The sequence below is a fragment of the Rhizobacter sp. P3_C12 genome (assembly GCF_056402735.1).
The window spans coordinates 1-19563 of record NZ_JBFUGW010000116.1 but is presented as its reverse complement, the minus strand read 5'-3'; the positions used below and the strand labels follow the sequence as shown (position 1 = coordinate 19563).

Annotated in this window: 21 protein-coding genes and 2 pseudogenes; 11 read left to right on the top strand and 12 right to left on the bottom strand. The window is 68.4% G+C overall.

What is annotated here, in order from left to right:
- Positions 1 to 10 precede the first annotated feature (10 nt).
- The 6 genes and pseudogenes from tagH to AC1DXV_RS18415 all read left to right on the top strand — a co-directional run bounded on the left by tagH (position 11) and on the right by AC1DXV_RS18415 (position 4414).
- Positions 11 to 757 (top strand): type VI secretion system-associated FHA domain protein TagH, encoded by a 747-nt coding sequence (tagH, locus tag AC1DXV_RS18440; RefSeq protein WP_477934866.1) that lies wholly within the window; start codon positions 11 to 13, stop codon positions 755 to 757.
- Positions 758 to 764: 7 nt separating this feature from the next.
- On the top strand, positions 765 to 1586 hold the full coding sequence (locus AC1DXV_RS18435) for a PP2C family protein-serine/threonine phosphatase (protein ID WP_477870158.1): 822 nt from the start codon (positions 765 to 767) through the stop codon (positions 1584 to 1586).
- A gap of 79 nt (positions 1587 to 1665) precedes the next feature.
- Positions 1666 to 2259, top strand: coding sequence for an OmpA family protein (locus AC1DXV_RS18430; RefSeq protein ID WP_477870156.1), 594 nt, complete (start codon positions 1666 to 1668; stop codon positions 2257 to 2259).
- Positions 2260 to 2383: 124 nt separating this feature from the next.
- A complete protein-coding gene (locus AC1DXV_RS18425; RefSeq protein WP_477870154.1) occupies positions 2384 to 3637 on the top strand; it encodes an RNA/DNA-binding domain-containing protein in 1254 nt (417 codons plus the stop codon).
- A gap of 20 nt (positions 3638 to 3657) precedes the next feature.
- Positions 3658 to 3840 (top strand): annotated as a pseudogene (locus AC1DXV_RS18420) (DNA-binding protein); the annotation flags it as partial.
- Between the two features lie 94 nt (positions 3841 to 3934).
- The gene (locus AC1DXV_RS18415) at positions 3935 to 4414 is read left to right on the top strand and encodes a GNAT family N-acetyltransferase (protein ID WP_477870152.1); all 480 of its coding nucleotides are present in this window, start codon (positions 3935 to 3937) and stop codon (positions 4412 to 4414) included.
- A 99-nt stretch (positions 4415 to 4513) separates the two neighbouring features.
- Here AC1DXV_RS18415 and AC1DXV_RS18410 read toward each other — a convergent pair whose 3' ends face one another.
- The 7 genes from AC1DXV_RS18410 to AC1DXV_RS18380 all read right to left on the bottom strand — a co-directional run bounded on the left by AC1DXV_RS18410 (position 4514) and on the right by AC1DXV_RS18380 (position 11180).
- A complete protein-coding gene (locus AC1DXV_RS18410; protein ID WP_477934864.1) occupies positions 4514 to 5014 on the bottom strand; it encodes a hypothetical protein in 501 nt (166 codons plus the stop codon).
- Between the two features lie 275 nt (positions 5015 to 5289).
- A complete protein-coding gene (gene lolD / locus AC1DXV_RS18405; protein WP_477869299.1) occupies positions 5290 to 5976 on the bottom strand; it encodes a lipoprotein-releasing ABC transporter ATP-binding protein LolD in 687 nt (228 codons plus the stop codon).
- Positions 5969 to 7225 (bottom strand): lipoprotein-releasing ABC transporter permease subunit, encoded by a 1257-nt coding sequence (locus tag AC1DXV_RS18400; RefSeq protein ID WP_047584554.1) that lies wholly within the window; start codon positions 7223 to 7225, stop codon positions 5969 to 5971. The genes lolD and AC1DXV_RS18400 overlap by 8 nt, the downstream gene beginning before the upstream one ends.
- 43 nt (positions 7226 to 7268) lie before the next feature.
- Positions 7269 to 8060 carry a GTP cyclohydrolase FolE2 gene (gene folE2 / locus AC1DXV_RS18395; RefSeq protein ID WP_477869297.1) on the bottom strand — a complete coding sequence of 264 codons (792 nt, stop codon included), beginning with the start codon at positions 8058 to 8060 and terminating at the stop codon, positions 7269 to 7271.
- Between the two features lie 99 nt (positions 8061 to 8159).
- Positions 8160 to 10046, bottom strand: coding sequence for a 1-deoxy-D-xylulose-5-phosphate synthase (dxs, locus tag AC1DXV_RS18390; RefSeq protein ID WP_477934862.1), 1887 nt, complete (start codon positions 10044 to 10046; stop codon positions 8160 to 8162).
- Between the two features lie 7 nt (positions 10047 to 10053).
- Positions 10054 to 10941 (bottom strand): polyprenyl synthetase family protein, encoded by an 888-nt coding sequence (locus AC1DXV_RS18385; RefSeq protein WP_477934860.1) that lies wholly within the window; start codon positions 10939 to 10941, stop codon positions 10054 to 10056.
- A complete protein-coding gene (locus AC1DXV_RS18380; RefSeq protein ID WP_477872313.1) occupies positions 10938 to 11180 on the bottom strand; it encodes an exodeoxyribonuclease VII small subunit in 243 nt (80 codons plus the stop codon). Before AC1DXV_RS18380 ends, AC1DXV_RS18385 begins: the two co-directional genes overlap by 4 nt.
- Positions 11181 to 11401: 221 nt before the next feature.
- Here AC1DXV_RS18380 and AC1DXV_RS18375 point away from each other — a divergent pair, with 221 nt between their 5' ends.
- The 4 genes from AC1DXV_RS18375 (at position 11402) to AC1DXV_RS18360 (ending at position 14862) form a co-directional block, all read left to right on the top strand.
- A complete protein-coding gene (locus AC1DXV_RS18375; protein WP_477872315.1) occupies positions 11402 to 12538 on the top strand; it encodes an aromatic ring-hydroxylating oxygenase subunit alpha in 1137 nt (378 codons plus the stop codon).
- Between the two features lie 32 nt (positions 12539 to 12570).
- Positions 12571 to 13464 carry a DMT family transporter gene (locus AC1DXV_RS18370; protein WP_465111236.1) on the top strand — a complete coding sequence of 298 codons (894 nt, stop codon included), beginning with the start codon at positions 12571 to 12573 and terminating at the stop codon, positions 13462 to 13464.
- 12 nt (positions 13465 to 13476) lie between these two features.
- A complete protein-coding gene (locus tag AC1DXV_RS18365) occupies positions 13477 to 14331 on the top strand; it encodes a sulfurtransferase (RefSeq protein WP_477934858.1) in 855 nt (284 codons plus the stop codon).
- 96 nt (positions 14332 to 14427) lie between these two features.
- Positions 14428 to 14862 carry a universal stress protein gene (locus AC1DXV_RS18360; protein ID WP_477934856.1) on the top strand — a complete coding sequence of 145 codons (435 nt, stop codon included), beginning with the start codon at positions 14428 to 14430 and terminating at the stop codon, positions 14860 to 14862.
- On the opposite strand, the gene AC1DXV_RS18355 is transcribed toward AC1DXV_RS18360, so the two are convergent.
- Positions 14859 to 15635: a ZIP family metal transporter gene (locus tag AC1DXV_RS18355; RefSeq protein ID WP_047510053.1), complete on the bottom strand. Its 777-nt coding sequence runs from the start codon at positions 15633 to 15635 to the stop codon at positions 14859 to 14861. The genes AC1DXV_RS18360 and AC1DXV_RS18355 overlap by 4 nt on opposite strands.
- A gap of 61 nt (positions 15636 to 15696) precedes the next feature.
- Positions 15697 to 16509, bottom strand: coding sequence for a dienelactone hydrolase family protein (locus AC1DXV_RS18350; protein WP_477872454.1), 813 nt, complete (start codon positions 16507 to 16509; stop codon positions 15697 to 15699).
- Positions 16510 to 16613: 104 nt separating this feature from the next.
- Between AC1DXV_RS18350 and AC1DXV_RS18345 the strand changes: the two genes are divergently transcribed.
- A complete protein-coding gene (locus AC1DXV_RS18345) occupies positions 16614 to 18116 on the top strand; it encodes a Ppx/GppA phosphatase family protein (protein ID WP_477934854.1) in 1503 nt (500 codons plus the stop codon).
- Positions 18117 to 18130: 14 nt separating this feature from the next.
- Here AC1DXV_RS18345 and AC1DXV_RS18340 read toward each other — a convergent pair whose 3' ends face one another.
- The 3 genes and pseudogenes from AC1DXV_RS18340 to AC1DXV_RS18330 all read right to left on the bottom strand — a co-directional run.
- Positions 18131 to 18406: a hypothetical protein gene (locus tag AC1DXV_RS18340; RefSeq protein ID WP_477872926.1), complete on the bottom strand. Its 276-nt coding sequence runs from the start codon at positions 18404 to 18406 to the stop codon at positions 18131 to 18133.
- A 144-nt stretch (positions 18407 to 18550) separates the two neighbouring features.
- Positions 18551 to 19252, bottom strand: coding sequence for a helix-turn-helix transcriptional regulator (locus tag AC1DXV_RS18335; RefSeq protein WP_477872924.1), 702 nt, complete (start codon positions 19250 to 19252; stop codon positions 18551 to 18553).
- A 21-nt stretch (positions 19253 to 19273) separates the two neighbouring features.
- A pseudogene (locus AC1DXV_RS18330) lies at positions 19274 to 19563 on the bottom strand (Y-family DNA polymerase); the annotation flags it as partial.

Below are 19563 nucleotides of genomic sequence, written 5' to 3'. Positions count from 1 at the left end.
GACGACGACGATGCCCGGCGTGCGGCCGGCCCGGCCGTCGCTGATGACCTCGGCCCCGATGCCGCTGACGCCGATGCCGCCCACGCCGGTGGCACCGCCCGTCATGCGTCCGCCCGCGACCGCCCCGGCCTACGCCGCCGGCGACACCACGCCCGAGGCGCTGTGGGCCGCGTTCTGCGAAGGCGCCGGCATCCACCTGCAGCCGCCGCAGGGCCTGAACCCGGCGYTGATGAAGGTGATCGGCGAGCTGCTGCGCCATTCGGTGGACGGCACGCTGAAGCTGGTCKCCACGCGGGCCGCCGCCAAGCAGGAGCTGCGCGCCGACGTGACGATGATCCAGGCCCGCAACAACAACCCGCTGAAGTTCTCGCCGGATGCCGGCACCGCGATCGAGCAGCTGCTGCAGCCGCCGATGCGCGGCTTCATGGTCGGCCCGGCCGCGGTGCACGATGCGATGGACGACCTGGTCGGCCACGCGATCGGCACGATGGTGGGCATGCGCGCAGCGCTCGAAGGCGTGCTCAAGCGCTTCGAGCCCTCGCAGCTCGAGGGCAAGCTCTCCGGCAACAGCGTGCTCGACAGCGTGCTGCCGATGAACCGCCGCGCCAAGCTGTGGGAGCTGTACCTGCAGCACTACCAGCGCATCCACGAAGACGCCCAGGAAGACTTCCACGAATTGTTCGGCAAGGCCTTCATCAAGGCCTATGAAGACCAGCTGGACCGCCTGGACGCCGAGCGCCATCCGGGCCGCACCTGACGGACGCATGCCCATGCTGCAAGTCGAGATCGCCGCCCGCAGCGAGGTAGGCGGGCGAAGCCGCAACGAGGACGACCTGCGCCATGGCGTGAGCGGGCCGTTCTGCTATGCCGTGCTGGCCGACGGGGCCGGCGGGCACCGGGGCGGCAACGTCGCCTCCGACATGGTGGTGCGCATGACGGCGCTCGGCCTGCAGTCGGCGACGCAGGCGACACCCGAGTACCTGACGCAGCTGGTGTGCGACACGCATGCGGCGATCAACGAGCAGCAGCAGGGCAAGCGCAGCGCCGAGCGCATGCACGCGACGCTGGTCGCGCTGTGGATCGACATGCGGCGCGAAGAAGCGCTGTGGACGCACGTCGGCGACTCGCGCCTGTACATGCTGCGCCACGGCCGCGTGTGCCACGTGACGCGCGACGACAGCGTCGTGCAGCGCATGGTCGACGCCGGCTACCTGACGCCGGAAGAGGCGATCGACCACCCGCACAAGAACCAGCTGCTCAGCGCGATGGGCACCGAGGGGCCGGTGGAGCCGAGCACGCTGGAGACCCACATGCCGATCGAGGATGGCGACGCCTTCCTGCTGTGCTCCGACGGCTGGTGGGATTTGTTTTCGAAGCGGGCGATCGAGTCGGCCTTCGCCGCCGCCGATTCGGCCGGGGACTGGCTGGACCGCATGGGCGAGAGCATCCGCGCCGCGGCCAAGCCGAAGCAGGACAACTACACCGCGATCGCGGTGTGGGTCGGCGACCCGTCGGAAACCACGCGGATGTCGGGGTTGTGGGAAGACGACACGCTGGGCGATGGAGCGGGCAAGGCGGCCCCTTGATCGTGGGATGCGTGACCTTGGTCGCTTCCGATGGGGGGTGGCAGCGGTCATGATCGCGGAATCTGTACGGAGGTCCCTGATGGACACGCTGAGCTTCAAGTCGTCTTCGCTGCGCCGCACTGCCGGCCTGGTCCTGGCTGCCGCGCTGGCCGCCCCGCTGCTGGCTGCGCCGCTGCGCGCCCAGGACATGGGCGACACCCGGGTGCTGAAGGGCAACAAGGTCACCGAGGCCAACCTGCTGGACGCGCTGACGCCGCCGCCGGAGCCGGTCGTCACGCGCAGCCTGAAGGTGAGCCGCGACGGCGCCGGCGTCTCGGCGCCGGAGCGCAAGGCGAGCGCCTCGCTGCTGATCACGTTCCTGACGAACTCGTCGGAGCTGACCGAATCGGCGAAGCAGCAACTCGACGTGGTGGCCGGCGCGCTGAAGAACGACCGGCTGGCCGACTACAGCTTCAACGTCGAAGGCCATGCCGATCCGCGCGGCAACGCCGACGCGAACATGGTGCTGTCCCAGCAGCGCGCCGAGAGCGTGCGCGACTACCTGGTGACGACGCACAGCATTGCCGCCGACCGCCTGAAGGCCGAGGGCAAGGGCGACCACGACCTGCTGAACCGCGCGGTGCCGGCGGCGCCGGAGAACCGGCGGGTGACGATCGTGACGAACACGAAGTAGGCTTTTCGAAGGTGGTCACAGCCTGTGACCACCTTGGGCTTCTCTGCCGGATGGAGCCAGTCGCGGCTTGGCCGTTGGCATACTGCAGCATTGCGGACATTGAATCGGGCCGCAGAGAGCCACCATGCTGAAGACAGAGCTGCTGCAGTTGATCGCGAACGGAGAGAGTTCCGGTGTCGAGTTCAAGCGCGACGACGTCCGCCCGGAACAGCTGGGCAAGGAGATCGTCGCGCTGGCCAATCTTCGCGGCGGCGTTGTGCTGCTAGGCGTCGAGGATGACGGCACGATCAGCGGCATCCGGCCCAACGAACATCGGCCGAACCTGGAACGCTGGGTCATGGATGCGGTGTTCGGACGCTGCGTCCACCCGATGATCCTGCCGTTCTACGAAGAAGTGACGTTGGATGACGGGCTGCGGGTGGCCGTCATCACCGTGGCCGAGGGCACCGCCAAACCCTACGTATTGCGCAGCAACGACCGCGAGGATGTCTACGTGCGTGTCGGCACGACCTCGCGGCTCGCGACACGGGAGCAGCAGGCCCAGCTGTTCGAGAGCGGCGGCATGCTGCACAGCGAAGTCCTTCCTGTTTCGGGAACCGGCCTGATCGACCTGGACCGCGACCGCCTCGCGGACTACCTGCTGTCTATTGCTGGCGACCTCGTCCTGCCCCAGACCGATGCCGAATGGGAGCAGCGCCTGCTGGGCCTCGGCTTCCTCACGCCCTCCTCCGCGGGTGGCCCGAGCGCCAGCATCGCCGGGCTGGTGCTGTTCGGCCGCAGTCCGCGGCGCGCACTTCGACAGGCGGGTGTGCGCTGGATGTCGTTTCCCGACACCGACATGGACTACCAGGCGCAGGACGACGTCGTCATCGATGGTCCGCTGCTGGCGCTGTGGCGCGGCGGGCACGACGGTCGGCCACGCGAGCGTGTCGAGGACGGTCTGGTCGAGCGCTTGATGAGCCGCATGCGCCCCTTCGTTTCGGACCCGCAGCCGCGGCTCGAAGAAGGCTTGCGCCGCGAGTCGAAGGACCGCTATGCGCCCGAAGCCCTGCGTGAGGCCGTGCTGAACGCGCTGGTGCACCGTGACTGGACGCGATCGACCCAGGTGGAGGTCGTCAACTACGTCGATCGCCTGGAGGTGACCAGCCCAGGACGGCTTCAGAACTCGATGACCGTCGACAAGGTGCTGGCCGGACAGCGCTCGGCGCGCAACGGCATCGTGGTCGACGTGATGCGCGACTACGGCTACGTCGACCACCGCAGCATGGGTGTGCGGCGCAAGATCGTTCCGCTGACGCGGGCGTTCGCGGGGCAGGATGCGCGACTGGAAGAATCCGACGATTTCTTTCGCGTCGTCTTGCCGGCGAGGGTGTCTTGATGTTGCCCAGCGAACGGGATGTGCAGACCTCCGGAGAACTCGCGGATGGCAACGCCGTGCAAGAGGTTCCCGTCCATGCCACGTTGACGACACAAGAAGCGGCCGACCTGATCGCGCTCGAGAACCAGCGCCTCCGCGACAGCGAGGAAGCGCTGGCCGAACTGGCGCGGCAGGCGCAGAACCTGAAGATGGGCTACGAGTGAGGTCCGCCGTGGATCTCTACGTAGAAGTCCTGCTGCGTCAAGGCCTCGTCCAGACCACCAAACTGCTGAGCCCTTACCGGGCCATCCTGTAGCCATGTCCGACATGCTCGTCACGCTCTACAAGCTGCCACCGCTCGACGACGCGCTGGCCGCCGTGCACCGCCACGGCATCATCGTGCGGCGGGCGCTCGCGCCCGAGAAGCCGCGCATCCTGGCCTGGGCGGCTGAACACTTCCCCGGCTGGGTGGCCGAGATCGACGTCGCGATCGGGCGCTTGCCCGTCGCCTGCTTCATCGCGGTTCGCGAGCAGCAGATCGTCGGCTTCGCGTGCCACGACGCGACCTGCAAGAACTTCTTCGGGCCCGAGGGCGTGCTCGATGCGGTGCAAGGCCAGGGCGTCGGGCGGGCGCTGCTGCTGGCCGCGCTGCATGCGCAACGCGAACTCGGCTACGCCTATGCGGTCATCGGCAGCGCCGGGCCGAAGGCGTTCTACGAGAAGACGGTCGGCGCCGTCGTGATCGAGGGCTCGTCGCCCGGAATCTATGCCGGCATGCTTCGGCCAGAGTCCAGGTGACGAGACACTCGAGCGCTCCTGATTCACACTCGCTGCATCGCCGCCTCGCCGACCGCTGCGCAAGTGGCGGAACGGGCAGGCGAATGAGAATGCCGGAAATCACGGATCGAGTTCCTGGCCCTCGTACTCTTGCGGCGGCACCTGCGATGACAGCTCCACCAACGATTCGGACCCTCGCGAAGAAGACGAGGACGCTGAACCTGATTGGCTGGGGTCATCCGCCGAAGCTCCCTGCGATGGCTGCTGACCGGAAAGTCTTTTGACCAGCTCCCTCTGCAGGAAATAGGCTCCAGTGCTGACCAAGCCTGTTGTCAGTCCGACACCTGCCAAGCCAACTGCCGCCTCCGTGCTGCAGTTGAATTCATTGAGTACGATTCCCACCCCGCACCCCAAAACCCCTAGATTCGCAACAAGAGCTGGGACGCCCACAACCACCGCCGTACCCGCCAAACACTGGGCAAGCGATTTCAGGCAACTCCTGGCACAAGACCGGACTTCCCTCACCTCGTCGCCGACAGTCCCCTTCTGTTCTTGATCCTCCAGGCGGTCTTCCTGCCCGCTGACAGAACTGCTCCGTGATAGGTTGATGTCCGTGTTCATACGGGGTTCCTGCGCAGGCCGTCGAGCCTTCCTGGTATTCGCGTGTTCATGGCCAGTCCGATTTTTGAGAAGTTGCAGAGACGATGCATGTCCGAACTGAGCCCGCGCATCGCAGGTTGCCGATTCGGACACCGCATGAGTGGCCAGAACGCAGATTCGGTTCCAGCACGAGCCGTCTCTTCGCCCTCGCGTACCTCTACGGGATCCACGACGACGGGGCCACGTGCGACATGCCATCGCTCCCGCGATGGCAACCCGCATCGACACTGATCGGCTCAGTCGATCAGCCGCCCCTGCTTCAGCCGCAGCACCCGGTCGCAGCGCTTCGCCAGCCCCTCATCGTGCGTGACCATCACGAAAGCCGTGCCCTGGTTGCGCGCCAGCTCCAGCATCAACGCGAACACACCATCGGCCGTCTCGCGGTCGAGGTTGCCGGTCGGCTCGTCGGCCAGCACGCAGGCCGGCTTGCCGGCCAAAGCCCGCGCGATCGCCACGCGCTGGCGCTCACCGCCTGACAGCTCCGACGGCCGGTGGTGCACGCGCGCAGCGAGCCCCACCTGCGCGAGCACCGCCTGCGCCTGCTCACGCGCCTCGGGCTGCGTCAGCCGGCGGATGCGCAGCGGCATCGCGACGTTGTCGAGCGCCGTGAACTCCGGCAGCAGGTGGTGGAACTGGTAGACGAAGCCCAGGTGCCGGTTGCGCCAGACACCCTGCTCGGTCGCATTCATGTGCGAGAAATCGCGGCCCTTCAGCTGCACCGCACCGCTGGTCGGCGCCTCGAGCCCGCCCATCAGGTGCAGCAGCGTGCTCTTGCCCGAGCCCGACGCGCCGACCACCGCCACCGTCTCGCCGGCCCGCACGCTCAGCGCCACGCCCTGCAGCACGTGCACATCCAGCCCGCCTTCGCTGAAGCGCTTGTGCAGCGCCTGCGCATCGATCACCAGCTCGCGCGAGTCACTCATAGCGCAGCGCCTCCGCCGGTTGCACGCGGCTCGCGCGCCAGCTCGGGTAGAGCGTCGCGACGAACGACAGCACGAGCGAGATCAGCGTGATCGGCACGATGTCGGCGGCCTGCGGGTCGCTCGGCATGCGGCTGATCAGGTAGATGCTCGACGGCAGGAAGCTGGTGCGCAGCAGGTGCTCGATGAAGGGAACGATCACGTCGATGTTCAGCGCGATCAGCAGCCCGAAGCCGACGCCCGACAGCGTGCCGATGATGCCGGAGGCCGCGCCCTGCACCATGAAGATGCCCATGATCGAGCGCGGGCTCGCGCCCAGCGTGCGCAGGATCGCGATGTCGGCCTGCTTGTCGGTGACGGTCATCACGAGGGTCGAGACGAGGTTGAAGGCGGCCACCGCGACGATCAGCGTCAGGATGATGAACATCAGCCGCTTCTCGAGCTGCACCGCGGAGAACCAGTTGCGGTTGGTGCGGGTCCAGTCGCTGACGATGAACTGCGGGCCGAAGGCCTGCGACAGCTGCTCGGCGACATCGCGCGCCTGGAACAGGTCCTTCAGGCGCAGCTGCACGCCGGTCGGGCCGTCGGTGCGGAACAGCTTGGCGGCATCGTCGACGTGGATCATCGCGAGGCCGCTGTCGTACTCGTAGTGGCCGGCGTTGAAGGTGCCGACCACCGTCATCTGCTTGAGCCGCGGCACCACGCCGGCCGGCGTGACCTGCCCGCCCGGCGCGACGATCGTGATCTTGTCGCCCTCGTGCACGCCGAGCGAACGCGCGAGCTCGATGCCGAGCACGATGCCCCACTCGCCGGGCACCAGCTTGGACAAGGTCTTGTCCTTGATCTCCGCGGCGAGGTCGGTGACGGTGGCCTCGTCGTCCGGCGAGATGCCGCGGACGATCGCGCCGCGCATGTCGTCGCCGCGTGCGATCAGCGCCTGCGCCGCGATGAACGGCGCGGCACCGATCACCTGCGGGTTCTCGCGCGCCTGCTTCGCGGCGAGGTGCCAGTCGGGCAGCGCCTGGCCCTGGCCGTCCATCACCTCGACGTGGGCGACGACCGACAGCATGCGATCACGCACTTCCTTCTGGAAGCCGTTCATCACCGACAGCACGATGATCAGCGCCGCGACGCCGAGCGCGATGCCGAGCATCGAGACGCCGGAGATGAAGGAGATGAAGCCGTTGCGACGGCCGGTGCGACCGGCGCGCGTGTAGCGCACGCCGATCTGTAATTCGTAGGGCCAGTTCATAGGTGCGCGGATGCTACCCGGAATGCCCTCCGGATCGCGCCGCTCACAGGCGTTCGATGCGGGCGAAGGCGCTGTGGTTGTGGATCGACTCGAAGTTCTCGACATCGACCGTGTAGCGCCCGATGCGCGGGTCGGCGTTCAGCCCGAGCGCCACGTCGCGCACCAGGTCCTCGACGAACTTCGGGTTCTCGTACGCATGCTCGGTGACCCACTTCTCGTCGGCCCGCTTGAGCATCGGCCAGATCTCGCTCGACGCCGCGTTCTCGGCGAAGCGCACCAGCTCGCCCCACGGCACGTCCTGCAGCAGCTCGGCGCGGATCGTCACGTGCGAGCGCTGGTTGTGCGCGCCGTAGTCGGAGATCTCCTTCGAGCACGGGCACAGCGATTTCACCGGCACCAGCACCTGCGACCACACGACCGGCTTGCCGTCGCGCATCTCGGCGACCCAGCTGCCCTGGTAGTCGAGCAGGCTCTCGACGCCCGACACCGGCGCGCGCTTGCGGATGAAGAACGGGAACTTCACCTCGACGCGGCCGTGCGTCGCGTGCAGCTTCTCGAGCATCTCGGCGAAGCGCAGCTTCAGGCCATCGGCATCCAGCGGTTCGTGCAGCGCATCGAGCCACGCGACGAAGCGCGACATGTGCGTGCCCTTCTGCTCGGCCGGCAGCGCCACGTCGAGCTCCCACTGGCCGATCGTCGGCTGCACGGCCTTGCCGAACTTCAGCTGCAGCGGGTAGCGCACGTCCTTCACGCCGACGCGCTGGATCGCCAGATGGCGCTCGTCGCGCTCGCTCTGCGTGTCGGGGATGTGCAGCGCGTCTTTCAAATTCGTCATGTGATTCATGTCGGACTTCTATCTGTCAACGGCCTGAAGGATGACAGGAATCAGTGCGCACACGGCGCGAAAGGACTTGACGACGCCGTTCAAACGGTCTCAGCGGTGGGTGGCAGCGGGCCTGACGAGCGCCGGCCGCGCGCCGAAGCGCTTCAGGATCGACTGCTCGATGCCCGCCGCATCCAGCCCGCAGGCCGCCAGCAGCCTGGCCGGGTCGCCATGCTCGACGAAGACATCGGGCAGGCCCAGTTGCAGCACCGGGATCTCGATGCGCTCGGCCTGCAAGGCCTCCAGCACCGCGCTGCCGGCGCCACCCATCAGGCAGCCCTCTTCGACCGTGACGATCGCATCGTGCGTGCGTGCGAGCTCGGCCACCAACGCGACATCGAGCGGCTTCACGTAGCGCATGTTGGCCACCGTCGCGCCCAGTGCCTCGCCGGCGGCCAGCGCCGGGTACAGCAAGGTGCCGAAGGCGAGGATCGCGATGCGCTCGCCGCGGCGGCGCACCTCGCCCTTGCCCCAGGGCAACGAGCTCAGTTCGGGATCGATCGCGATGCCCGCGCCGGCGCCGCGCGGGTAGCGCACCGCGACCGGGTGGTCCTGCTCGAACGCGGTGGTGAGCAGCTGGCGGCATTCGCGCTCGTCGGCCGGCGCGAGCACGCTCATGTTCGGCACGCAGCGCAGGAACGCGATGTCGTAGGCGCCGGCATGCGTGGCGCCGTCGCCGCCCACCAGGCCGGCGCGATCGAGCGCGAACACCACCGGCAGGTTCTGGATCGCCACGTCGTGCAGCAACTGGTCGTACGCACGCTGCAGGAAGGTGGAGTAGATCGCGACCACCGGCTTCAGCCCTTCGCAGGCCAGGCCGGCGGCGAACGTCACCGCATGCTGCTCGGCGATGCCGACATCGTGGTAGCGCTCGGGGAAGCGCTTCTCGAACTCGACCATGCCCGAGCCTTCGCGCATCGCCGGCGTGATGCCGATCAGGCGCTTGTCCTTCTCGGCCATGTCGCACAGCCACTGGCCGAAGATGTTCGTGAAGGTGGGCTTGCTCGGCTTGGCCTTCGGGAAGCCCTCGGCCGGGTCGAACTTGCCCGACGCCGCGTGGTACTTGACCGGATCGGCCTCGGCCAGTTTGTAGCCGTAGCCCTTCTTCGTGACGACGTGCAGGAACTGCGGGCCCGGACGGTCGCGCAGGTTCTCGAGCGTGGGAACCAGCGAATCGAGGTCGTGGCCGTCGATCGGGCCGACGTAGGTGAAACCGAACTCCTCGAAGATCGTGCCGGGCACGACCATGCCCTTCGCATGCTCCTCGAAGCGGCGTGCCAGCTCGAACAGCGGCGGCGCGTTCTTCAGCACCGACTTCGCGCCCTCGCGCGCCGCGGCGTAGAACTTGCCGCTCATCAGCCGCGCCAGGTACTTGTTCAGCGCGCCGACCGGCGGCGAGATCGACATGTCGTTGTCGTTCAGCACCACCAGCATGTTGGCCTGCGACACGCCGGCGTTGTTCAGCGCCTCGAAGGCCATGCCGGCGGTCATCGCGCCGTCGCCGATGATCGCGACCGAGCGGCGCTCCTCGCCCTTCAGCTTGGCGGCCATCGCCATGCCGAGCGCGGCCGAGATGGAGGTCGACGAGTGCGCGGTGCCGAAGGTGTCGTACTCGCTCTCGTCGCGCCGCGGAAAGCCCGACAGCCCGCCCGCCTGGCGCAGCGTGGGCATGCGCTCGCGCCGGCCGGTGACGATCTTGTGCGGGTAGGTCTGGTGGCCCACGTCCCACACCAGCCGGTCGTGCGGCGTGTTGAACACATGGTGCAGCGCGACGGTGAGCTCCACCGTGCCAAGGTTGGACGACAGGTGCCCGCCGGTCTCGGCGACGCTGTGCAGCAGGAAGTCGCGCAACTCGCTCGACAGCTGCTTGAGCTCGAGGCGCGACAGCCGGCGGATGTCGGCCGGGCTCTGGATGGTGTGCAGCAGGGTGTGGTTCATCGGCGGTTCAGGAGTCACGTTCGACCACTTTGTCGGCCAGCATGCCCAGCAGGCCGGTGCTCGGGAGGCCGCTGCRCAACAGCGCCGCATGGGCCTGGTCGCGCAGCTGCGCGGCATGCCGGCGCGCGGGCTCCAGGCCCAGCACGCTGACGTAGGTCGGCTTGTTGTTGTCCATGTCCTTGCYGGCGGTCTTGCCGAGGGTTTCGGAGGCCTGCGTCACGTCGAGGATGTCGTCGACCACCTGGAACGCGAGGCCCAGGGCGTCACCATACTCCGCCAGCGCCTGCCAGGCCACCGGATTCGTACGCCCGCAGGCCGCCCCCATCAGCACGCTGGCCTGCAGCAGGGCGCCGGTCTTGCGGTGGTGCATGTCGCGCAGCGTGTGCTCGTCGAGCGTGGCGCCGATGCTGGCGAGGTCGATCGCCTGGCCGCCGGCCATCCCGGCATGGCCGGCCGAACGCGCCAGCAGCGAGCACAAGCGGGCCTGCAGCGCCGGCTCGACGCCCTCGCCGGGCGTCAGCACCTCGAAGGCCAGCGCCTGCATCGCGTCGCCGGCCAGCATCGCCTGCGCCTCGCCGTACTGAACGTGCACCGTCGGCTTGCCGCGGCGCAGCACGTCGTTGTCCATGCAGGGCATGTCGTCGTGGATCAGCGAGTAGGCGTGGATCAGCTCCACCGCGCAGGCGGCCCGCAACGCCGCCTCGCACTGGCCGTCGACCGCCCGGGCCGCCGCCAGCACCAGCAGCGGGCGCAGCCGCTTGCCGCCGTCGAGCACGCCGTAGCGCATCGTCTGGCCGAGTCCGGCCGGGGCCTCGGCGGGCACCCAGCGCGACAGCGCGGCTTCGACCGATTCCAGCTCGGCACGCGCCCATTCATCAAATTCGATCAAGCTCATCCCCCGGACCACGGCTTCAGTTGGCCTTCTTCGAGCACCTGCACCTGCTGCTCGACGGCGCTCAGGCGCTCGCGGCAGTAATTGAGCAGATCTGCACCCCTCTTGTAGCTTTCAAGCAGCTTCTCCAGCGGAAGCTGCCCACCCTCCATCGCGACGACCAGGCGCTCGAGCTCGGACAGGGCGTCTTCGTAGCTGGCGGGCGCATCGGTCTGCGCGGGTGTGGAAGAGGTCTTCGGCATGTCGTGACACAAAAACGAGCATTGTAGTCAGCGACCATCCCGAGACCCAGGCCCGAGCGGCCGCTTCATCACTTCATCCCCCCAAAGAGGGACGACCTGCGGCGCCACGGCTACAATCCCGCCCTCGCTGGTTCCAACGCGCCGTGCGCAGCGAGACCTCCCACCCCCGGCAGCGCCCCGTGGTGGCACGTTCACATCGGTTATAGGAGACCCTCGGGATCATGTCCGACCTGAGCCTCGCTCTTCCAGCTCTCGAGCGCCAAAGCAAACCCCACAGCGCCCAACTCCCCGTCTCCGCGTACTTCGACGACGACCTCCATCGCCGCGAGATGGAGCTCATCTTCCAGCATGGGCCCCGCTACCTGGGGCACGAACTCGCGGTTCCCGACATCGGTGACCACTACGCCCTGCCCCAGGAGGGCGAGGGCCGCGCACTGGTGCGCACCGCACAGGGGATCGAGCTGATCTCCAACGTCTGCCGGCACCGGCAGGCGGTGATGCTGCGCGGGCGCGGCAACACCGGCAGCCACATCGTGTGCCCGCTGCACCGCTGGACCTACGACCTGAAGGGCCAGCTGATCGGCGCGCCGCACTTCCCGGCCGACCCCTGCCTGCACCTGAACCGCTACAAGACGCAGACCTGGAACGGCCTGGTCTTCGAGGCCAACGGCCGCGACGTGGCCGCCGACCTGGCCGCGCTCGGCCCGCGCGCCGACCTGGATTTCAGCGGCTACGTGCTCGACCGCGTGCACATGCACGAGTGCGACTACAACTGGAAGACCTTCATCGAGGTCTACCTGGAGGACTACCACGTCGGCCCGTTCCACCCGGGGCTGAGCCAGTTCGTCAGCTGCGACGACCTGGCCTGGGAGTTCGGCCGCCACCATTCGGTGCAGACGGTCGGCCCGAAGAACGCGCTCGCGAAGGCCGGCTCCGACACCTACCGCAAGTGGCACGACGCGGTGCTGGCGTTCCGCAGCGGCCGCTTCGACAACCCGGTGCCGGCGCACGGCGCGATCTGGCTCACCTACTACCCGAACGTGATGGTCGAGTGGTATCCGCACGTGCTGGTGGTGTCGACGCTGTACCCGAAGGGGCCGCAGAAGACGTTGAACGTCGTCGAGTTCTTCTACCCGGAAGAGATCGCCGCCTTCGAGCGCGAGTTCGTCGACGCGAACCAGGCGGCCTACCTCGAGACTTGCGTCGAGGACGACGAGATCGCGCTGCGCATGGATGCGGGCCGGCGTGCGCTGCACGAGCGCGGCGACAACGAGGTCGGCCCCTACCAGACGCCGATGGAAGACGGCATGGAGGAGTTCCATGCCTGGTACCGCAAGGCGATGAAGCTGGCCGTCTGACGGGACATCGCGCATCGGGCGAGAATCGCCCGATGCGCTCCGCCCCCGTCCTGATGATCCTCGCGTCGTTCCTGTTCGCCAGCATGGGGGTCTGCGTGAAGCTCGCCTCCGCCTACTACCCGCCGGGCGAGATCGTCTTCTACCGCGGCCTGACCGGCACGCTGCTGCTGGCGGCGCTCACGCGCTGGCGCGGCGGCACGCTGCGCACCAACGTGCCCTCGATGCACTTCTGGCGCAGCCTGACCGGCGTGTCGGCGCTGTGCCTGTGGTTCTACTCGATCAGCAACCTGCCGCTGGCCACGTCGATGACGCTGAACTACATGTCGTCGGTGTGGATGACGCTGTTCCTGATCGGCGGCGCCGCGGTGCTGGGCACTGCCCGCGTTGACGGCCGGCTGATCGCGACGGTGCTGACCGGCTTCATCGGCGTCGGGCTGATCCTGCGCCCGACGATCGCCGAGAACCAGCTGTGGCACGGCCTGATCGGGCTGCTGTCGGGCGTGGTCTCGGCCACCGCCTACCTGCAGGTCTCGGCGCTCGGCAAGGCGGGCGAGCCCGAGTCGCGCATCGTCTTCTACTTCTCGCTCGGCGGCGTGCTGGCCGGCGCGCTCAGCATGCTGTGGACCGGCATGCACGCCCACACCTGGATCGGCGCCGCGCTGCTGCTGGCTGTCGGGCTGCTCGCGACCTCGGCGCAACTGCTGATGACGCGTGCCTACAGCACCGGCAAGACGCTGGTGAATGCGAGCCTGCAGTACCTGGGCATCGCGTTCTCGTTCGCGTACGGCGTGCTGGTCTTCAGCGACCCGGTGACCTGGATGGCGCTGGCCGGCATGGTGCTGATCGTCGGCGCCGGGCTCGCCGCGACGCGGCTGCGCCAGGAATCCCCCCCGCAACGCGACATCTCCGTCCTGCCCGAAAGCTGAAAGGCCCCTCCGATGATCCGACCGCCGCTGATCTCCGCCGCCGAACTGCAACAGGCGCTCGCCCAGCCCCAGCCGCCGCTGGTGCTCGACTGCAGCTTCGACCTCGCCGATGCCGCGGCCGGCGAGCGCAGCCACCGCGAAGGCCACATTCCCGGCGCGCTGTACGTGAACCTGAACGAGGACCTGTCCGGCCCCAAGACCGGCCGCAACGGCCGCCACCCGCTCGCCGACCGCGCCGACTACGCGCGCTGGATGGGCCGCATCGGCATCGTGCCGGGGCGCGAGGTCGTCGTGTACGACCGGCAGGCCGCGATGTACGCGGTGCGCGCCTGGTGGGTGCTGCTGTGGATGGGCCACCGGGAGGTGCGCGTGCTCGATGGCGGGCTCGCCGCGTGGCAGGCCGCCGGCGGGGCGATGTCTCAGGAGATCGTGCAGCCGGTGCCGGCCGCCCTCTACCCGGACACAGTGCCGCAGCGGCCGACGATCGACGCGCAGCACCTGCAGCAGCGCCTGGGCGACCTGCTGGTGCTGGACGCCCGCGCGCCGGAGCGCTACCACGGCGAGGTCGAGCCGATCGACGCGGTGGCCGGCCACATCCCCGGCGCGAAGAACCGCTTCTTCAAGGACAACCTGCAGGCGGACGGCCGCTTCAAGCCGGCCGGGCAGCTGCGCGCCGAGTTCACGGCTGCGCTCGGCGGCCGCGCGCCCGCCGAGGTCGTGAACCAGTGCGGTTCGGGCGTGACCGCCTGCCACAACCTGCTGGCGATGGAGATCGCCGGGCTGCACGGCGCGGCGCTGTACCCGGGCTCGTGGAGCGAATGGTCATCCGACAGCAGCCGCCCGATGGAGAAATCTCCCCGCTCGTGAGCGGGGTTTGACCGTCGTCAAGCTGCGGACTACCGTGCAGGGAACACTGGAGGCGCCAGACGGTCCCACGAGAGTTCCCACTGCAAGGAGATGACCATGTTCCATCRCATCCTGGTCCCGACCGACGGTTCGGACATCACGAAGAAGGCGACCGACACGGCCATCGCGCTGGCCAAATCGGTCAACGCGCGGGTCTACACGGTGAGTGTCAAGGAGCCGTTCCCGTACAGCGCGATCTCGGAGATGCAGCCGACGCCGCCGCAGGAGTTCTTCGACGCGCAGGAGCGCATCGCGTCATCGCGGGTCAAGGCGGTGCGCGACGACTGCGTCGCGCTGGGCGTGCCCTGCGAGGCGCACACGCTGGAGGCGCTGCACCCCTGGGAGGCGATCATCGACCACGCCCGCCGCCAGGAGTGCGACCTGATCGTGATGGCCTCGCACGGCCGGCGCGGCGTCAGTGCGCTGCTGCTGGGCAGCGAGACGCAGAAGGTGCTGACGCACAGCAAGGTGCCGGTGCTGGTGGTTCGTTAGTGATGGTGCGCGTGGCTGGCGACGAAGATCACGATCGCCAGCCCGACGCCCAGCCACGCCAGCTGGGCCGCCGTGTCCTTGGCCGACAAGCGATGCTGCAGCTGCGGGATCAGGTCGGCCACCGCCACGTAGATGAAGCTGCTCGACGCGACGACCAGCAGGTAGGGGAACAGCGCCTCCCACGGCCCGACCACCACGTAGCCGACCACGCCGCCGACCACCGCGGCCATGCCCGACATCGCGTTGTAGAGCAGCGCCTTGCGGCGTGACAGCCCGGCGTTCAGCAGCACGATGTAGTCGCCGACTTCCTGCGGGATCTCGTGCGCGATGATCGCCAGCGCCGTGAACATCCCGAGCCGCGTGTCGGTCAGGAAGGCGGCCGCGATGATGATGCCGTCGCAGAAATTGTGGATGCTGTCGCCCAGCAGCACCGTCCAGCCGCCGCGGCCGGCCTGGTGCTTGTCGAACCCGTGGTGGTGGTGGTGCTCGTCGCCTTCATGGTGATGGCCGTGGCGGTACAGCTCCGCCTTCTCGAGCAGGAAGAAGAACAGCAGCCCGGCCAGCAGCGTCATGAACAGGCTCTGCGGGCTGGCCTTGCTCTCGAAGGCCTCGGGCAGGATGTTCAGCAGCGCGGTGCCCAGCAGCACGCCGGCCGACAGGCTGACCAGGTGGTGGACGATGCGGCCCAGCACGTTGACCGTCAGGCTCGCGGCGAGCAGCACCGACAGCAGCCCGCCGGCAAAGGTCGCGAGCACGATGTAGAGAAGGGTCATGGGACTCGATCAAACAAAAGCCGCGCGATGTGCGCGGCTCGGGCAAAAGCAGAGAGGCCGTTCAGGCGACGCCGTGCGCCTTGAACCAATCCAGGCAGCGCCGCCAGCCGTCCTGGGCGGCCTCGGGGCGGTAGCTCGGCCGGTAGTCGGCGTGGAAGGCGTGCGGCGCGTCGGGGTAGAGCACGATCTCGGAGGCCCGGGCCGCGGCATTGCCCGCGTCCAAGGCTGATTTCATCTTATCAACCGTGTCAAGCGGGATGCTGGTGTCGGCGGCGCCGTACAGGCCCAGCACCGGGCCGTGCAGCCGGCCGGCGATGTCGAGCGGGCGGCGCGGCTGCAGTTCGGTGGCCGGCGTCGCGAGCTTGCCGTACCACGCGACACCCGCCTTCACCGCCGCGTTGTGCGCATCGAACAGCCAGGTGATGCGCCCGCCCCAGCAGAAGCCGGTGACGCCCAGCCGCGACACATCGCCGCCCTGCGTCGCCGCCCAGCTGACGGTGGCGTCCAGGTCGTTCAGCACCTGCGCGTCGGGCACCTGGCTGATCAGCTCGGCGTGCAGCAGCGCGACATCGGTGTAGGCCTTCGCGTCGCCCTGGCGCACGAACAGCTCGGGCGCGATCGCGAGGTAGCCCTGCTTCGCGAAACGCCGCGCCACGTCGGCAATGTGTTCGTGCACGCCGAAGATCTCGCTGACCACGACGATCACCGGCAACCGGGTGCCGCCGGCCGGCATCGCGCAGTACGCGGGCATCGAGAACCCGCCGACCGGGATCTCCACCGGCCCGGCGGCCAGGCCGTGGGCATCGGTGGCGATGGCGTGGGCGGTGATCGGCTGCACCGATGCGGCATAGCCCTGGCCTGCGGTGATGAGCATGGCGGTCCCCCTGGACGATGCGTGTGAGTGGGCGCGATTCTATTTTCTGGGCGCAGTCCCTGGCCACGACGAGGTCTGCGTGCAAACCAAGTGAGAATCGCGCGATGACCAGCCGATTCCCCGACCACCTTGCGGCCATCGACATGGGCTCGAACAGTTTCCGCCTGGAGATCGGCGAACTCAGCCCCGGCCGCTACAAGCGCATCGATTACCTGAAGGAGACCGTTCGCCTCGGCGCCGGCCTCGACAAGTCGGGCCTGCTGACCGAAGACGCGACGCTGCGCGGCCTGGCCTGCCTGGGCCGCTTCGCGCAGCGCCTGCGCGGCTATGCACCGGGCCAGGTGCGCGCGGTCGCGACGCAGACGCTGCGCGAGGCGCGCAACCGCGACGCCTTCCTGCTGCGCGCCCAGGAGGTACTGGGCCATCCGATCGAGGTGATCTCGGGCCGCGAGGAAGCGCGGCTGATCTATGCCGGCGTCGCGYGGCTGCAGCCGTCGGACGAGCCGCGGCTGGTGATCGACATCGGCGGGCGCTCGACCGAGATGATCCTCGGCCAGGGCCGCACGCCGCTGCGCGCCGAGTCGTTCCAGGTCGGCAGCGTCAGCCTGTCGATGCGCTACTTCGCCGACGGGCGCTTCAGCGAGGCCGCGTTCCGCGCCGCGCAGGTGGCCGCCGGCGCCGAGCTCGAGGAAGCGCTGTCACCCTTCGCGCCGCAGCACTGGCGCGAGGCGCTGGGTTCGTCGGGCACGGCCGGCGCGGTGTCGCAGTTGCTGCAGGCAAGCGGCATCACCGACGGCGCGATCACGCCCGACGGCCTGCGCTGGTGCATCGAGCAGTGCCTGAAGGCCGGCCGCATCGACAAGCTGAGCCTGCCCGGGTTGAAGGAAGACCGCCGCGCGGTGATCGCCGGCGGCCTCGCGATCCTGTACACGCTCGCGACGCACTTCGGCATCCAGCTGCTGCAGCCGGCGCGCGGCGCGCTGCGCCAGGGCGTGATCTTCGACCTCGACGAGCGGCTGCATGCCGAATCGCGCGACCGCGAGGGTCACGACATGCGCGACGCTTCGGTGGTGGAGATGCAGCGGCGCTTCGAGGTCGACACCACGCAGGCCTGGCGCGTCGCGAGCGTGGCCGATGCGCTGCATGCGAGCGTGGCGCCGCAGCGCAGCCCGATCCAGGCGCGCGAGCTGCGCTGGGCCTGCGCGCTGCACGAGATGGGCATGATGATCTCGCACCACGACCACCATCGGCACAGCGCCTACGTGCTGGGCAATGTCGATGCGGCGGGCTTCTCGCAATCTCAGCAGCGCCGGCTCGCCGAGCTGGTGCTGGCGCAGCGCGGCGGCCTGCGCAAGGTGGAGYCGCAGCTCGCGAACACCGATTTCGCGGCCCAGGTGCTGTGCCTGCGGCTGGCCATCATCAAGTGCCATGCGCGCGGGCCGGTCGACCCGACTGCGCTCCAGCTGCAGCTGGGCGGCCGGCAGGCCACGCTCGGCTTCACCGAAGGCTGGGCGCAGACGCACCCGCGCACGCTGTTCCTGCTGAACGAGGAGGTGGAGGCGTGGCAGCGCAGCAACCTGTTGAAGCTGGCGCTGAAGCCGCGCTGACCGTCATCGGGAACTCAGCTGCCTGCGGCCTTGCTCCAGCGGCGGATGCGCGCGCGCAGATCACGCTGCTGCTTCTCGTCCAGCGGCATGTGTGCCACTTGAGCGAGAGCTTGATCCGGCTCGACATGCCCATGCGCCACAAGCGCCCGGCAAAAGTAGCGCTCCTTCTCTCGACCAGCCCACGCCTTCGACATGAAGAGGTCCAGGACATCCAGGCAGTAACCCACCCGGTCGTTGGTGTTGCCATTCTGAATTCGATGCACGCGACTCATCCACTCTGCAGGCAACATGGCTGTTTCAGGACCAACCCCCTGGGCGTAGTACCCGTAGGACTCATGAAAGGTCGAGCCCTCGCCAATGGCCCCTTCGATCTTCTCGGCGAGTTCGGGTGCATGAAGTGGACGCGCGGATGATGTGCTCGAGTTCTTCCCGTGTCACGGATTCTCCTGCTGCTCCACATCACCGAACATGACACCCTTCTTCAGCCGGCTCACCTGAGCCAGCACGTCACGCCGCACGTCATCGGGCAACACGGTGACCAGCGGCGAAGCCTGGCGAAGTTCCTGCGCACGCCGTGTTCGACCCAGGATCTTCCGCCACCGCTCATGAAGGAGGATGTCTTGCCATTCCCGCCACAAACCCGCGGACCGCGACTCTCCGGCGTCGAGCCAGCGCTGCAGTGTGTCCTGCGCTTGCCGCACCAGCCGCGGATCGGCGCGAGCACGTCGGACAGCTTCTTCATGCAGGGCCATGCTTTGCAGATCCTGGATCAGGTGGTGCGACGAATCTGTCGAAACTCGCACTTGCACCAAAGGTCGCGCACGGCGTGAGTTCGCTGCAGCCGACCCTGACGGCGCCGGCTGCAACGCATCCCCCGCCAAGAGCGCCAAGTCACCACTGATGCCCAGGACAGACATGACCTGCAGATAGGTCCCGATCGAAGGCGCCGGGTCACCCGACTCGACGGCCCTCAGGGTGTTCCGGGTGATCCCCACGCGCGCTGCCATCTCGACCGTGCCCAAGCCCTGCCCCTTGCGCAGGCGCTTGAGTCGGTCGCCGAATTGCAGCAGCAGCTGACGTTGCAGGACGGGGGTAAGTTTGGCGTCACTCACTTCTTTGGTGAAAATTTTGACCAATTTACCAGCTTGAAATTCGGACTATCCGAACCGCCCCTGCAGGAACCACCCCTCGCCCTCCGACTGCGCCGACAGCGGCAGCCGCGCGCGGTAGATCCACACCAGCGCGCCATCGGGCAGCTGCGCGATGAAGTAGTCGCGCTCGACCGCGTCGCCGTCCCACCAGCCGGCCTCGATGCGTTCCGGCCCGGCCAGCAGCTGCAGCAGGTGGCCGTCGAGCATCGGCTGCGACTGCTTCTGCGGCAGCGGCATCGCCTGCGGCAGCAGCCACACCGGCCGCGCCTGGACGCCATGCCTGGGCAGTTCGGCGC

What these genes read in the sequence shown, in the direction of transcription:
- lolD (WP_477869299.1), bottom strand. Translation starts at nt 5,976, where the DNA reads ATGAGTGACTCGCGCGAGCTGGTGATCGATGCGCAGGCGCTGCACAAG.
- AC1DXV_RS18380 (WP_477872313.1), bottom strand. Translation starts at nt 11,180, where the DNA reads ATGCCGAAGACCTCTTCCACACCCGCGCAGACCGATGCGCCCGCCAGC.
- AC1DXV_RS18355 (WP_047510053.1), bottom strand. Translation starts at nt 15,635, where the DNA reads ATGACCCTTCTCTACATCGTGCTCGCGACCTTTGCCGGCGGGCTGCTG.
- AC1DXV_RS18370 (WP_465111236.1), top strand. Translation starts at nt 12,571, where the DNA reads ATGCGCTCCGCCCCCGTCCTGATGATCCTCGCGTCGTTCCTGTTCGCC.
- AC1DXV_RS18415 (WP_477870152.1), top strand. Translation starts at nt 3,935, where the DNA reads ATGTCCGACATGCTCGTCACGCTCTACAAGCTGCCACCGCTCGACGAC.
- folE2 (WP_477869297.1), bottom strand. Translation starts at nt 8,060, where the DNA reads ATGACGAATTTGAAAGACGCGCTGCACATCCCCGACACGCAGAGCGAG.
- AC1DXV_RS18375 (WP_477872315.1), top strand. Translation starts at nt 11,402, where the DNA reads ATGTCCGACCTGAGCCTCGCTCTTCCAGCTCTCGAGCGCCAAAGCAAA.
- AC1DXV_RS18430 (WP_477870156.1), top strand. Translation starts at nt 1,666, where the DNA reads ATGGACACGCTGAGCTTCAAGTCGTCTTCGCTGCGCCGCACTGCCGGC.
- dxs (WP_477934862.1), bottom strand. Translation starts at nt 10,046, where the DNA reads ATGAACCACACCCTGCTGCACACCATCCAGAGCCCGGCCGACATCCGC.
- AC1DXV_RS18435 (WP_477870158.1), top strand. Translation starts at nt 765, where the DNA reads ATGCCCATGCTGCAAGTCGAGATCGCCGCCCGCAGCGAGGTAGGCGGG.
- AC1DXV_RS18410 (WP_477934864.1), bottom strand. Translation starts at nt 5,014, where the DNA reads ATGAACACGGACATCAACCTATCACGGAGCAGTTCTGTCAGCGGGCAG.
- AC1DXV_RS18340 (WP_477872926.1), bottom strand. Translation starts at nt 18,406, where the DNA reads ATGTTGCCTGCAGAGTGGATGAGTCGCGTGCATCGAATTCAGAATGGC.
- AC1DXV_RS18400 (WP_047584554.1), bottom strand. Translation starts at nt 7,225, where the DNA reads ATGAACTGGCCCTACGAATTACAGATCGGCGTGCGCTACACGCGCGCC.
- AC1DXV_RS18365 (WP_477934858.1), top strand. Translation starts at nt 13,477, where the DNA reads ATGATCCGACCGCCGCTGATCTCCGCCGCCGAACTGCAACAGGCGCTC.
- AC1DXV_RS18350 (WP_477872454.1), bottom strand. Translation starts at nt 16,509, where the DNA reads ATGCTCATCACCGCAGGCCAGGGCTATGCCGCATCGGTGCAGCCGATC.
- AC1DXV_RS18425 (WP_477870154.1), top strand. Translation starts at nt 2,384, where the DNA reads ATGCTGAAGACAGAGCTGCTGCAGTTGATCGCGAACGGAGAGAGTTCC.